The sequence below is a fragment of the Escherichia sp. MOD1-EC5950 genome, assembly GCF_002965345.1.
Lineage (GTDB): Bacteria > Pseudomonadota > Gammaproteobacteria > Enterobacterales > Enterobacteriaceae > Escherichia > Escherichia marmotae.
On the sequence record NZ_PTSR01000005.1, the window covers coordinates 108,607 to 122,300 of the forward strand.

At 50.4% G+C, this 13,694-nt stretch carries 15 protein-coding genes and 1 pseudogene; 14 read left to right on the plus strand and 2 right to left on the minus strand.

Annotation, left to right across the window (positions count from 1 at the left end; genetic code table 11):
* Positions 1-9 precede the first annotated feature (9 nt).
* Positions 10-762: a hypothetical protein gene (locus BEA93_RS08590; protein WP_024008957.1), complete on the minus strand. Its 753-nt coding sequence runs from the start codon at positions 760-762 to the stop codon at positions 10-12.
* 92 nt (positions 763-854) lie between these two features.
* On the opposite strand from BEA93_RS08590, the gene BEA93_RS08595 reads away from it, so the two are divergent.
* The 6 genes from BEA93_RS08595 to BEA93_RS08620 are packed head-to-tail and all read left to right on the plus strand — an operon-like array spanning position 855 to position 5,142.
* Positions 855-1,433, plus strand: a complete 579-nt coding sequence (locus tag BEA93_RS08595) for a phage baseplate assembly protein V (protein WP_024008958.1) — start codon at positions 855-857, stop codon at positions 1,431-1,433.
* Complete coding sequence (locus BEA93_RS08600) at positions 1,430-1,789, plus strand: GPW/gp25 family protein (protein ID WP_001682744.1); 360 nt, start codon at positions 1,430-1,432, stop codon at positions 1,787-1,789. The genes BEA93_RS08595 and BEA93_RS08600 overlap by 4 nt, the downstream gene beginning before the upstream one ends.
* Entirely contained in the window at positions 1,776-2,684 is a 909-nt protein-coding gene (locus BEA93_RS08605) for a baseplate assembly protein (protein WP_024008959.1), read from the plus strand. Before BEA93_RS08600 ends, BEA93_RS08605 begins: the two co-directional genes overlap by 14 nt.
* Positions 2,677-3,282 carry a phage tail protein I gene (locus tag BEA93_RS08610; RefSeq protein WP_024008960.1) on the plus strand — a complete coding sequence of 202 codons (606 nt, stop codon included), beginning with the start codon at positions 2,677-2,679 and terminating at the stop codon, positions 3,280-3,282. Before BEA93_RS08605 ends, BEA93_RS08610 begins: the two co-directional genes overlap by 8 nt.
* Positions 3,279-4,712, plus strand: a complete 1,434-nt coding sequence (locus BEA93_RS08615; RefSeq protein WP_105224603.1) for a phage tail protein — start codon at positions 3,279-3,281, stop codon at positions 4,710-4,712. The genes BEA93_RS08610 and BEA93_RS08615 overlap by 4 nt, the downstream gene beginning before the upstream one ends.
* Position 4,713: 1 nt before the next feature.
* Positions 4,714-5,142 carry a tail fiber assembly protein gene (locus tag BEA93_RS08620; protein WP_105224602.1) on the plus strand — a complete coding sequence of 143 codons (429 nt, stop codon included), beginning with the start codon at positions 4,714-4,716 and terminating at the stop codon, positions 5,140-5,142.
* A 63-nt stretch (positions 5,143-5,205) separates the two neighbouring features.
* On the opposite strand, the gene BEA93_RS08625 is transcribed toward BEA93_RS08620, so the two are convergent.
* On the minus strand, positions 5,206-6,417 hold the full coding sequence (locus BEA93_RS08625) for an acyltransferase family protein (RefSeq protein ID WP_105224601.1): 1,212 nt from the start codon (positions 6,415-6,417) through the stop codon (positions 5,206-5,208).
* Positions 6,418-6,590: 173 nt separating this feature from the next.
* On the opposite strand from BEA93_RS08625, the pseudogene BEA93_RS26340 reads away from it, so the two are divergent.
* The 8 genes and pseudogenes from BEA93_RS26340 to BEA93_RS08660 form a co-directional block, all read left to right on the plus strand.
* Positions 6,591-6,684 (plus strand): annotated as a pseudogene (locus BEA93_RS26340) (DNA-invertase); the annotation flags it as partial.
* A gap of 142 nt (positions 6,685-6,826) precedes the next feature.
* A complete protein-coding gene (locus BEA93_RS08630) occupies positions 6,827-7,999 on the plus strand; it encodes a phage tail sheath protein (protein WP_021518695.1) in 1,173 nt (390 codons plus the stop codon).
* A 9-nt stretch (positions 8,000-8,008) separates the two neighbouring features.
* Positions 8,009-8,524, plus strand: a complete 516-nt coding sequence (locus BEA93_RS08635; RefSeq protein ID WP_001207660.1) for a phage major tail tube protein — start codon at positions 8,009-8,011, stop codon at positions 8,522-8,524.
* A 54-nt stretch (positions 8,525-8,578) separates the two neighbouring features.
* The gene (locus tag BEA93_RS08640; protein ID WP_001281009.1) at positions 8,579-8,881 is read left to right on the plus strand and encodes a phage tail assembly protein; all 303 of its coding nucleotides are present in this window, start codon (positions 8,579-8,581) and stop codon (positions 8,879-8,881) included.
* Between the two features lie 14 nt (positions 8,882-8,895).
* Positions 8,896-9,015, plus strand: coding sequence for a GpE family phage tail protein (locus BEA93_RS08645; RefSeq protein ID WP_000763311.1), 120 nt, complete (start codon positions 8,896-8,898; stop codon positions 9,013-9,015).
* On the plus strand, positions 9,008-12,085 hold the full coding sequence (locus tag BEA93_RS08650; protein WP_105224600.1) for a phage tail tape measure protein: 3,078 nt from the start codon (positions 9,008-9,010) through the stop codon (positions 12,083-12,085). The genes BEA93_RS08645 and BEA93_RS08650 overlap by 8 nt, the downstream gene beginning before the upstream one ends.
* On the plus strand, positions 12,082-12,567 hold the full coding sequence (locus tag BEA93_RS08655) for a phage tail protein (RefSeq protein ID WP_042112979.1): 486 nt from the start codon (positions 12,082-12,084) through the stop codon (positions 12,565-12,567). Before BEA93_RS08650 ends, BEA93_RS08655 begins: the two co-directional genes overlap by 4 nt.
* Positions 12,564-13,664 carry a phage late control D family protein gene (locus BEA93_RS08660; RefSeq protein WP_105224599.1) on the plus strand — a complete coding sequence of 367 codons (1,101 nt, stop codon included), beginning with the start codon at positions 12,564-12,566 and terminating at the stop codon, positions 13,662-13,664. The genes BEA93_RS08655 and BEA93_RS08660 overlap by 4 nt, the downstream gene beginning before the upstream one ends.
* The last annotated feature ends 30 nt before the right edge of the window (positions 13,665-13,694 follow it).

A 13,694-nucleotide genomic window follows, 5' to 3' on the forward strand; every position in this document is an offset into this window, starting at 1 on the left:
TTTTTTTATTTAGATACTGAGATTTTTTTTACATAATAGTATAAATTCACAGTACATGTTATAGATTTTAGTCGCACATCCGTTAGCTTTTTTTATGGTTTCTATCTTTTCAGGGGGGAGGCTCAATAAGGCAATCTCTCTGTCGCTGAGCATTGAAATAAACTCGCTGCTGCCTAAATACCCGGAGTTGCAGGCTAAAAAATAATTAAAGTTAGTTAACTCTTTGTGTAGTTCGTTAGATTTTATTTCTATTTCATTATCATGAAAATGATGTATGGCCTTTCCCCATTCATGGCAGTATGTTGTCATGTCTTTAAGGTTTGAGTCATGAAATCTATTGCCAAAGTCATGGCTTTTTAGAAAGTCTATTGAGTTTGAATCTGGTGGTAATAATTTTATAAACTCTTTATATAGATTAATGTCAGAGTTCCTTTGTCTTTCTTTCTTTTCTCTGTTTTCTTTAATTTTAATACTGTCAAAGAACCATTCTGGCACTTTACTTAATAAGTTATAGGTTAACCCCAAAGCAATTAGAGTGATGGCTACCATCGTGCTTGGATTACCATTATCTATTTTTATTATATCAATATCTGCATTGAATTTTTTATTATATATATCAATTATAAAATTAAGTGCCATGAGATAATATGGAATTGGTAGCGCAATTATGCTTAGCCCAGTTATAACTAAAGCCCAAGTTATTTTATTACTAAACTCAGGAAATATTACATTGATTATTTTTTTAACAATATACTTTTTCATTACTTAACTCCCTGAAAAATATCCTAATTGTGCCATGATTCATACATTTTTATCTACTGGTTGATAATGTGTGGGGGATTTATGTTAGTGACATGAACGCACAGCTAACTGAAATCATGCGCCTTATCACCAACCTGATCCGCACAGGGGTTGTCACCGAAGTAGACAGGGAAAACTGGCTTTGCCGGGTGAAAACGGGCGACCTTGAAACCAACTGGATTAACTGGTTGACGCTGCGTGCCGGGAATGCCCGCACATGGTGGCGACCATCGGAAGGTGAGCAGGTGGTGCTGCTGAGTCTGGGCGGCAATCTGGAAACTGCCTTTGCGCTGCCCGCTGTCTATTCGAATCAGTTCGCACCACCGTCGACGTCGGCAGACGCCTGCGTGACAGAACATCCTGACGGTGGCTGGTTTGAATACGAACCCGCCACCGGGCGCTGGTATGTCAGGGGCATCAAATCAATGGTCATTGAGGCCGCTGACAACATCACCATGAAAACCAGTGAGTTTGTACTGGAGGCTGACCGCACGCGCATTAACAGCGAAGTGGTGATCAATGGTGGCGTTACCCAGGGCGGCGGAGCGATGAGTTCTAACGGGATCGTGGTTGATGCGCATCAGCATACTGGCGTCCTGAAAGGCGGCGACACCACCGGAGGCCCGGTATGACGCTTTATATCGGGATGAACAATACCAGCGGTAAAGCCATTACTGATATTGACCATCTGCGCCAGTCGGTGCGGGACATTTTGCTGACGCCGCAGGGTAGCCGCATTGCCCGTCGGGAATATGGTTCCCTGCTGTCGGCACTGATAGACCAGCCACAAAATCCGGCGTTACGCCTGCAGGTCATGTCGGCAGTGTATGTGGCGCTGAGTCGCTGGGAGCCACGGCTGACGCTGGATTCCATCACCATCAACAGCCATTTTGACGGTTCAATGGTGGTGGAGCTGAGTGGGCGGCGTAATAACGGTGTGCCTGTTTCCCTTTCCGTATCAACAGGAGCAGAGAATGGCCGTGATTGACCTTTCGCAGTTACCTGCGCCGCAGATTGTGGATGTGCCGGACTTTGAGACGCTGCTTGCCGAACGCAAGGCCGAATTTGTTGCGCTTCATCCGAAAGATGAGCAGGAAGCAGTGATCCGCACGCTGGAACTGGAATCTGAACCCGTCACCAAATTGTTGCAGGAGAACGCTTACCGTGAGTTGCTTCTGCGCCAGCGTATTAACGAAGCCGCGCAGGCTGTGATGGTGGCTTACGCGATGGGCGGCGATCTTGACCAGCTCGCAGCCAACTACAACGTGAAACGCCTGACGGTGACGCCTGCTGATAATGACGCTGTGCCGCCCGTTGCAGCTGTGATGGAAAGCGATGAAGCGTTACGCCTGCGTGTGCCTGCAGCCTTTGAGGGGCTTTCAGTTGCGGGACCAACTGCCGCTTATGAATTTCATGCCCGAAGCGCCGACGGTCGGGTGGCGGATGCCAGTGCAAACAGTCCGGCGCCTGCAGAGGTAGTGCTGACGGTCCTGAGTCGTGAAGGCGACGGAACAGCAGAAAAAGACCTGCTGGATGTGGTGGAGAAAGCACTGAACAGTGAGAACGTCCGCCCGGTGGCTGACCGTCTGACGGTTCGCAGCGCAGAAATCATCCCGTACCGTGTGGAAGCCACCATTTTTCTTTATCCGGGACCGGAAGCAGAGCCGGTAATGGCAGCGGCAAAAGTCAGCCTGCAGAGGTACATCGCCAGTCAGACGCGGCTCGGTCGGGATATTCGCCGTAGTGCTATTTTTGCCGCGCTGCATGTTGAGGGTGTTCAACGTGTGGAACTGGCTTCTCCGCTGGCGGATGTGGTTCTGAACAAAACGCAGGCGGCATCATGTACGCAGTGGAGCGTGACCAACGGAGGAACGGATGAATAGTCTGCTGCCACCGGGTTCAACTTCACTGGAGCGCCGACTGGCGCAGACCTGTAGCGGGATTTCTGATCTGCAGGTGCCGCTGTGTGACTTGTGGAATCCAACGACCTGTCCGATCAGTTTCCTGCCTTATCTCGCCTGGGCGTTCTCTGTGGATCGCTGGGACGAGGGCTGGACGGAAAGCGTCAAACGACAGGTGGTGAAGGATGCTTTTTATATTCATCAGCATAAAGGAACCACCAGTGCCGTGCGGCGGGTGGTGGAGCCGTTCGGCTTCCTGATCCGCATTATTGAGTGGTGGCAGACCGGAGAGGCACCGGGCACGTTTCGTCTGGATATCGGCGTGCAGGACCAGGGCATCACTGAAGATACCTATCTGGAACTTGAGCGACTGATAAGCGATGCCAAACCATGTAGCCGTCACATGATCGGCATGTCCATCAACCTGCAGACCAGCGGCCCGCATTGGGTGGGAGCCGCCAGCTATCTTGGCGAAGAAATCACGATCTATCCGTATATCAACGAAACAATTATTTCCGGCGGCACCGCGCATGAAGGCGGGGCGGTCCATGTTATTGACACAATGAGAGTGAATCCATGAGCACAAAATTTTATACCCTGCTGACGGATATTGGCGCGGCGAAACTTGCCTGCGCCGCCGCGCTCGGTGTGCCGCTAAAAATTACCCATATGGCGGTGGGCGATGGCGGCGGAGTATTGCCGACGCCGGACGCAAAGCAGACTGCACTGGTAAATGAGAAACGCCGGGCTGCTCTGAATATGCTCTATATCGACCCGCAGAACAGCAGCCAGATTATTGCTGAACAGGTGATCCCTGAAAACGAGGGCGGTTGGTGGATACGTGAAGTGGGCCTGTTTGATGAGTCAGGGGCATTGATTGCCGTGGGGAACTGCCCGGAAAGCTATAAACCGCAACTGGCTGAAGGCAGCGGGCGCACCCAGACCGTGCGCATGGTGCTGATTACCAGCAGCACGGACAATATCACCCTGAAAATCGACCCTGCTGTAGTGCTGGCAACCCGCAAGTATGTGGATGACAAGGCACTGGAGCTGAAGGTGTACGCGGATGATCAGATGGCAAAACATCTTGCCGCACCGGACCCGCATTCACAGTATGCACCCAAAGAAAGTCCGACGTTTACCGGGACACCCAAAGCGCCAACGCCAGCAGCAGGGAATAACACTACGCAGATTGCGACCACCGAGTTTGTTCAGGCGGCTCTGACGGCTCTTATTAATGGTGCGCCAGCCACGCTGGACACGCTGAAAGAAATAGCCGCAGCCATTAACAATGATCCGAAATTCAGTACCACCATTAACAATGCGCTGGCACTGAAAGCGCCGCTGTCGAGTCCGGCACTCACCGGAACGCCAACCGCACCTACTGCGGCACAGTCGGTCAACAATACACAAATTGCCACCACGGCATTTGTGAAATCGGCGATTGCGGCAATGGTGGGTTCTGCACCTGGGGCACTGGATACACTGAACGAACTGGCGGCGGCGCTGGGGAATGATCCGAACTTTGCCACGACTATAATGAACGCTTTGGCGGGAAAACAGCCACTCGATACTACGCTAACTAATCTTAGTGGAAAAAGTGTTTCAGACCTACTCAAGTACCTTAATTTAGGTAATTCAGCAACACTTGATGTTGGCACTTCAACTGGTACTGTTGCTGCAGGCAACGATAGTCGTATCGTTAATGCAGTACAGCATAGCGAATTTACATCTGGTGCTGGTTGGGTTCGACTCCCTGATGGAACTATTATTCAAAGGGGGGTATCTATTTCTGGGTCACAGAGTTTTCCTACGACTGTCTATCTACCCATACCATTTACACAACCTAATTTTACTGTCGTAACTTCCTTCGATTCTGCTTCTAACGCAGCGAATGACTGTCCAGCGTTTGCAACAACACCAGTCGGAACAACTGCATTTTATTTAATGAGTTCCCGTATTGGATTAGATACTGGTGCTGGAGCAAACTGGATTGCAATAGGAAAATAACATGAAATATATTTATGATCCTCTTACCAATGCTTTTTATCCTTTAATTATGAAGGCTGATTATGAAGCTGCTGGAATTTGGCCTAAATCAGGTGTTGAGATGGATGAGGATGCTTTTGTTGAGTTCCAGAGTCCGCCAATAGGTAAGATTAGAGTGGCAGGAGGGAATGGTTATCCGAAATGGAGTGATGCACCTCCTCCTACCAATGAACAGTTGGCAATAGAAGTGGAAGCAAAAAAACAAGAATTAATTAATCAGGCTAATGAATACATAAATTGTAGGCAGTGGCCCGGTAAAATTGCATTGGGGAGATTGAAAGAAAATGAGAAAGAACAGTATAACCGCTGGTTGGATTATCTGGATGCACTGGAAGAGATTGACGTTGTGAGTCCTACAGATATTCGTTGGCCTACAAAACCAAATGAATAAATATTAACAATGACTAACTAAGTGAATGTAAATATGGAAGGCAACATTCACTTAGTTTTTTGTTTATTGTTCTCTTTCATTCGGTAATACGTGTTTTTTAATGGTTGATTTATCAATGAATAAAAGCAAAGATATTTTTTTTGCAAAAAGCATTGATGGTTTGTCAATTAATTTAAATGCTATATTTGATAGTGCGTAAATTACAAACATAGATATGATAGATGCAGTGAGCGCGCAAGTTGCGTATCCAAAACCTCGGTTATTCAACGCATTAAATATTAATGGGGCTGTAATTACTAGTATGGGTAGATGAAAAAGATAAACACTGAATGATACTTTTCCCATATATGAAAAAAATGTATTACTGAATGCGTTTTTGAATGTATTATTTTTCAAAATAGTTGTTGTAATCAGAATCCCGGATATGAAATTGAACAAAATATATGCATTTGATTCTTGTCCATTTAAGAAGAATCGGGAGTAATAGATCGCGTGAATATATGGGGATGAACCATAATGAATGCCGCCAGCATAAATACCTAGCGCAAGAAGTATTAATGCAGGTATTTTTTTTAGATTAAATTCAGTGAAGTAAATATAAATGCCGACAAGAAATGCAATATATCCGTACTTTTCTTTTTGTGAAATTGTTGACAAAAAAAACATTAATCCAAAAAATAAAATCACTAAGTGTTTATTATTCGATCTGATAAGGGTTGTACATATAAAATATGTAAGGAATGAACCTATTAATTCTATTTTCATTGTCCAGAGGACTGGATTATAAGAAGAGCCATCTCCAAAAAATGCACTAATGCCACCGGAATAAAGTGCATTCAGAATTGAAGGATTATCAACTTTGTATGATTGAATCCAGCTTGACAGCATTTCTCTATTTGGAATATCACCAGTTACTACTATTAGACAAAAAAGACAAGAGAAAATTGCTGGCATCGCTAGTCTAAAATAGCGTTTTGTTACCATAGATGTGGCATTTTCTAAAATATCTTTTCCATTCATAAATGAATGAGAAAGAATAAAGCCACTCAATGTAAAGAAAATATAGACAGCAGCTGTGCCAGAATAAAAAAATGAAAGTGGGCTATTAAATATAAAACTAATAATATGATTGTTATTAATTAGATTGGGATCATGCAAGCCAGGATAAAAAATCAAAGCTAAATGTGAAAAAACAACCATAAGACAGGCTACGCCTCTCAGCCCATCGACATGATGAAGTTTGTTAGAAGAGATAGAAAAATTTGTGCTATGCATCGTTTTGATATTATGTAAGTAGCTAATTTTCAGTATAATATCATAATTTTTGATTGCTATGGAACACTATTTATTAGATTAATTAAATAATCTTGATTACGTATTATAAATTCAAATATGTGATGTTGTCATAGTCCATATGAAGCAAGTAGTGCTTAGACAAGATGTGGGGGCGTCCTAAATTGACTGCTGAACAGTGGGCACAGATTGGGCGTTTCCACAATTTATAGAAAATTTCCTGCAAATAAGAGCAATGAATCTCCCTGAATCAGCATTATTTTGATTATCCCTGCAAGTAGACAAATACCGCCATTTTGTATGAATAACGGTACAACTGCGCTTAGCTGTTTGTCAGGCACAATCACTTCAACATAGGGCGAAGCCTAATCCAATCAGGAGGTTCGCCACTATGGCTCAGGATTACCACCACGGGGTGCGCGTTGTTGAAGTCAACGAAGGCACCCGATCCATTACCACGGTGAGCACCGCCATCGTGGGTATGGTCTGCACGGGCGATGATGCCGATGCAAAAATGTTTCCTCTTAATAAACCCGTGCTGATCACTGATGTGCTGACTGCCAGCGGTAAAGCGGGTGAGTCCGGTACTCTGGCCCGTTCGCTGGATGCCATCGCTGACCAGGCAAAACCCGTGACCGTTGTTGTGCGTGTGCCGCAGGGTGAAACGGAAGAAGAAACCACGACCAATATCATCGGCGCAGTGACTGCTGAAGGTAAAAAAACAGGCATGAAAGCCCTGTTATCTGCCCAGTCACAGCTCGGCGTTAAACCGCGCATTCTCGGCGTGCCAGGCCACGACACCAAGGCGGTAGCTACTGAGTTGCTGAGCGTGGCGCAAAGCCTGCGTGGGTTTGCTTACCTGTCAGCGTATGGCTGCAAGACAGTGCAGGAGGCGATCACTTACCGCGAAAACTTCAGTCAGCGCGAAGGGATGCTGATCTGGCCTGACTTTACTGGATGGGACACGGTGCTGAATGCCGAAGCAACGGCATATGCCACCGCCCGTGCGCTCGGTCTGCGTGCCAAAATTGATGAGCAGACTGGGTGGCACAAAAGCCTGTCCAACGTGGGCGTGAACGGTGTCACCGGAATTTCTGCAGATGTGTTCTGGGATCTGCAGGACCCGGCAACCGATGCAGGTCTGCTGAACCAGAACGACGTCACCACGCTTGTGCGTAAAGACGGTTTCCGCTTCTGGGGTTCCCGCTGCCTGAGTGATGACCCGCTCTTTGCCTTCGAAAACTACACCCGCACGGCGCAGGTGCTGACGGACACAATGGCAGAAGCGCACATGTGGGCGGTGGACAAACCGCTGAACCCGTCGCTGGCGCGCGACATTATCGAGGGCATCCGCGCCAAAATGCGCAGCCTGGTCAGTCAGGGGTATCTCATTGGTGGTGATTGCTGGCTGGACGAGTCGGTGAACGACAAAGACACGCTGAAAGCCGGAAAACTCACCATCGACTACGACTACACGCCAGTGCCGCCACTTGAAAACTTGATGTTGCGTCAGCGCATCACCGATCAGTACCTGGTGAATTTCGCCACCCAGGTCAGCGCGTAAGGGGACAACATGGCTTTACCACGCAAATTAAAACACCTGAACCTGTTTAACGACGGGAACAACTGGCAGGGGATCGTTGAGTCGCTGACGCTGCCGAAATTCACCCGCAAATATGAGAAGTATCGCGGCGGCGGAATGCCGGGGGCAGTGGATGTGGATCTGGGGCTTGATGACAGTGCGCTGGACACAGAATTTTCCATTGGTGGTACTGAACTGCTGCTGTTTAAGCAGATGGGCAAAGCCACGGTGGATGGCATCCAGTTGCGCTTTACCGGCTCTATCCAGCGTGACGATACCGGGGAAGTGCAGGCCGTGGAGCTTGTGGTGCGTGGACGTCACAAAGAAGTGGATTCCGGTGAGTGGAAGACGGGCGAAAGCAACACCACCAAAGTGACCAGTACCAACAGCTACGCGAAGCTGACCATCAATGGTGAGGTGCTCTATGAAGTGGACCTTATCAACATGGTGGAAATTGTGGACGGTGTGGACCTGATGGAAGCGCACCGCAACGCCCTCGGCCTCTGATGTATCTGAACGGCGCGGGATTCCGCGCCAGAACCCAATTTACAGGACAACAAAATGAGCGATAAGCAGACTGAAAAGACCATTCAACTGGATACCCCTATCAAGCGCGGTAAAACAGAAATTACCGAAATTGTGCTGCGTAAACCGCAGTCCGGTGCGCTGCGCGGTACACGCCTGCAGGCCATTATGGATATGGATGTGAACGCGATGATGACCGTGATCCCCCGCATTTCCAGTCCGGCACTGACTGCACAGGAAATCGCAGAGATGGACCCGGCAGATCTCACAGCCATGTCGGTTGAGGTTGTCACTTTTTTGTTGAAGAAGTCGGTGCTTGCCGGTTTACCGACAGCCTGACGGTTGACGATCTGGTGGCAGATATCGCCACCATCTTTCACTGGCCGCCATCCGTTACTGACGTTATGCCGCTGACCGAAGTGCTGGAATGGCGGTATAAAGCGATTCAGAGAAGCGGGGCCAACGATGAGTGATAATAACCTGCGCCTGCAGGTCATTCTTAATGCGGTTGACAAACTCACTCGCCCATTCCGTGCTGCACAGGCCAGTTCGAAAGAGCTGGCTGGCGCAATCAGAAACTCCCGTGACGCATTAAAGCAACTCAATCAGGCGGGTAACAGCCTGGAAAAATTTCGCAAGCTGCAGGCCGATAACAAGAAGTTAGGCGACAGGCTGAACTATGCCAGACAGAAGGCTAATTTGCTTAGCTCTGAGCTGGAGGCGATGGAACAACCATCACAAAGGCATCTTGTGGCTTTAGGTCGGCAAACGCTGGCAGTCCAACGCCTGGAAGAACAACAAAAATATTTGCAGAAGCAAACGGCGCTTGTGCGTGCAGAACTGTACCGGGCGGGAATTTCTGCGAAAGATGATGCGGGAGCAACTGCCCGTTTAGCCCGTGAAACATCACGTTATAACCAGGAACTTTCGAAACAAGAGGCGCGGCTGAAGCGACTGGGGGAAGCTCAGCGCAGGATGAATGCGGCGCGTGCCAGTTATGCCCGTTCGCTGGAGGTGCGTGATCGTATTGCAGGTGCCGGAGCCACCACCACGGCTGCAGGGCTGGCAATGGGCGCACCAGTGATGGCGGCAGTAAAAAGCTATACCAGCATGGAAGATGCCATGAAAGGTGTGGCAAAGCAGGTCAATGGTCTGCGTGACGATAATGGCAACCGCACCGCGCGTTTTTACGAAATGCAGGATGCCATCAAGGCTGCCAGCGAACAGTTGCCGATGGAAAACGGTGCTGTGGACTTTGCTGCACTGGTTGAAGGTGGTGCGCGTATGAACGTCGCAAACCCTGACGACAGCTGGGAAGACCAGAAACGTGACCTGCTGGCCTTCGCCAGTACGGCGGCAAAGGCGGCAACAGCCTTTGAGCTGCCAGCGGATGAACTGTCAGAAAGTCTGGGGAAAATCGCCCAGCTCTACAAAATACCTACCCGCAATATTGAACAGCTCGGCGATGCGCTGAACTATCTGGATGATAACGCCATGTCGAAAGGGGCGGACATCATTGATGTGATGCAACGTCTGGGCGGTGTGGCTGACCGTCTGGATTATCGTAAAGCGGCGGCACTGGGTTCCACCTTTCTGACACTGGGCGCTGCGCCGGAGGTTGCAGCCAGTGCAGCAAACGCGATGGTGCGTGAATTGTCCATTGCCACCATGCAAAGCAAGAGTTTCTTTGAAGGGATGAATCTGCTGAAACTCAATCCTGAATTGATTGAAAAGCAAATGACGAAGGATGCGATGGGAACCATCCAGCGCGTGCTGGAGAAGGTGAACGCACTGCCGCAGGACAAGCGTCTGTCTGCCATGACCATGTTGTTTGGTAAAGAGTTTGGCGATGATGCGGCGAAACTGGCAAACAACCTGCCGGAACTGCAGCGCCAGTTAAAGCTGACAGCGGGCAATGATGCGCTCGGTTCCATGCAGAAAGAATCCGACATCAACAAGGACTCACTTTCTGCGCAGTGGTTGCTGGTCAAAACCGGAGCGCAGAACACCTTCAGCAGCCTGGGCGAAACGCTGCGCCAGCCGCTGATGGATATTCTGTACACGGTGAAAAGCGTCACGGGGGCGTTGCGTCGCTGGGTGGAAGCTAACCCGGAACTGACAGGCACACTGATGAAAGTAGCGGCTGTTGTGGCTGCGGTTACCGTAGGCCTCGGCACCTTAGCAGTGGCGCTGGCTGCAGTGCTGGGGCCGCTGGCAGTCATCCGTCTGGGATTCTCTGTGCTGGGCATCAAAACGTTACCTTCCGTTACGGCAGCAGTAACACGAACCAGCAGCGCGTTGTCCTGGCTGGCTGGCGCACCACTGGCACTGCTGCGACGCGGGCTTGCTTCATCGGGCAACGCAGCGGGTTTACTTATTGCGCCGTTGTCGTCTTTGCGTCGCACGGCATCACTGACGGGAAATGTCCTGAAAACTGTAGCTGGTGCGCCGGTTGCACTGTTCCGGTCTGGATTATCCGGTTTACGTGCTGTTGCTGTGATGTTTATGAATCCACTGGCTGCACTACGCGGCGGGCTGGCTGCCGCAGGCGCGGTGCTGCGAGTGCTGGCATCCGGCCCGCTGGCGATGCTGCGCGTTGCTCTGTATGCCATATCTGGTCTGTTAGGTGCTCTGCTCAGTCCGATAGGTCTTGTGGTTACTGCACTGGCAGGCGTGGCGCTGGTTGTCTGGAAATACTGGCAACCCATCACCGCATTTCTCGGTGGTGTGGTGGAGGGATTCAAAGCGGCGGCAGGTCCCATCAGTGCTGCATTCGAACCACTTAAGCCTGTGTTCCAGTGGATTGGCGACAAAGTGCAGGCATTGTGGGGCTGGTTTACTGATCTGCTGACGCCCGTTAAGTCGACCTCTGCTGAACTGCAGAGCGCAGCGGCAATGGGGCGACGATTCGGGGAGGCACTGGCGGAAGGACTGAATATGGTCATGCATCCGCTGGACTCCCTGAAATCCGGCGTATCCTGGTTGCTGGAAAAACTCGGCATTGTCAGTAAAGAGGCCGCAAAGGCAAAACTGCCGGAAAGCGTGACGCGTCAGCAACCTGCGACGGTGAATGCAGACGGCAAAGTGATGATGCCATCGGGTGGTTTTCCGTCATGGGGATATGGCTTTGCGGGGATGTATGACAGCGGCGGCTATATCCCGCGCGGGCAGTTTGGCATCGTCGGTGAAAACGGGCCGGAAATTGTTAACGGCCCGGCAAATGTGACCAGCCGGAAAAATACCGCTGCACTGGCTGCCGTTGTTGCCGGAATGATGGGCGTTGCTGCCGCGCCTGCAGAGCTTCCACCGTTGCATCCTTTGGCACTTCCCGCGAAAGGCGGCGAAGCGATGGTGAGTCGTGCAGCCACTGTGCCGCCCGTTCACCGGATTGAGGCACCGACGCAGATCATCATTCAGACGCAGCCAGGACAAAGTGCGCAGGATATTGCGCGGGAGGTGGCACGCCAGCTTGATGAACGTGAACGCAGGCTGAAGGCAAAAGCCAGGAGTAACTACAGCGATCAGGGGGGATACGACGCATGATGATGGTGCTGGGATTGTACGTGTTTATGCTGCGCACCGTTCCGTATCAGGAACTGCAGTATCAACGCAGCTGGCGACATGCGGCAAACAGCCGGGTAAACCGTCGTCCGTCCACGCAGTTTCTGGGACCGGACAACGACATGCTGACGCTTTCTGGTGTTCTTATGCCGGAGATAACGGGCGGCAGGCTGTCGTTGCTGGCTCTGGAGCAGATGGCAGAACAGGGAAAAGCATGGCCCCTGATTGAAGGCAGCGGCACGATTTACGGCATGTATGTGATTGAGGGACTGAATCTGACTAAAACGGAGTTTTTCCGCGACGGTATGCCGCGCCGGATTGAGTTCATCCTGTCGCTCAAACGGGTGGATGAATCCCTCTCCGATATGTTCGGTGATCTCAGTGCGCAACTGAATAATCTGCAGGACACGGCAACGTCTGCCTTAAGCGATATCAGTAAAACGGTGGGAGGGCTGCTGTCGTGAATTTCAGCTCTGAACTGCTTAACAAAGGCAACAAAACTCCCGCATTCAGCATCAGTATTGAGGGGAAGGATATCACCACTGTGCTGGATAACCGCCTGATGAGTCTGACGCTGACGGACAATCGGGGCTTTGAAGCAGACCAGCTTGATCTGGAGCTGGACGACGCCGACGGAAAAATCGTGCTGCCGCGCCGTGGTGCGGTCATCACGCTGGCGCTGGGCTGGAAGGGGCAGCCGCTTTTCCCGAAAGGGGCATTCACGGTGGACGAGATTGAACACACTGGCGCACCGGATCGCCTGACTATCCGGGCGCGAAGTGCTGATTTTCGTGAAACGTTGAATACCCGCCGTGAAAAGTCGTGGCACAAGACCACTGTCGGGGAAGTGGTGAAGGAAATAGCCGCACGGCACAAGCTGAAGATGGCATTGGGTAAAGACCTGTCTGATAAACCCGTGGAGCATATAGACCAGACTAATGAGAGTGACGGCAGTTTTCTGATGCGGCTGGCGCGCCAGTACGGTGCTATTGCGTCGGTGAAAAATGGCAATCTGTTATTCATCCGGCAGGGACAGGGTAAAAGCGCCAGCGGTAAACCACTACCGGTTATCACTATCACACGTAAGGACGGCGACAGTCACCGCTTTACCCTGGCAGATCGCGGAGCCTACACGGGCGTAATTGCCAGCTGGTTGCATACCCGCGAACCCGCGAAGAAAGAAAGCACCACGGTGAAGCGTAAGCGCAGGACTAAGAAGCAGAAGAAAGAGCCGGAAGCGAAGCAGGGCGATTACCTGGTGGGTACGGATGAAAACGTGCTGGTACTTAATCGCACTTATGCCAACCGGAGCAACGCCGAACGAGCGGCGAAAATGCAGTGGGAACGCCTGCAACGCGGTGTTGCGTCATTCTCGCTACAACTGGCGGAAGGTCGGGCAGATCTCTACACGGAAATGCCTGTGAAGGTCAGTGGCTTTAAACAGCCGATAGATGATGCGGAATGGACCATTACCACCCTGACACATACTGTCAGCCCGGATAATGGTTTTACGACCAGTCTGGAGCTTGAAGTGAAGATTGATGATTTCGAAATGGAATGATTCTTCGCAATGGAGAACTTTTAAGTTTGC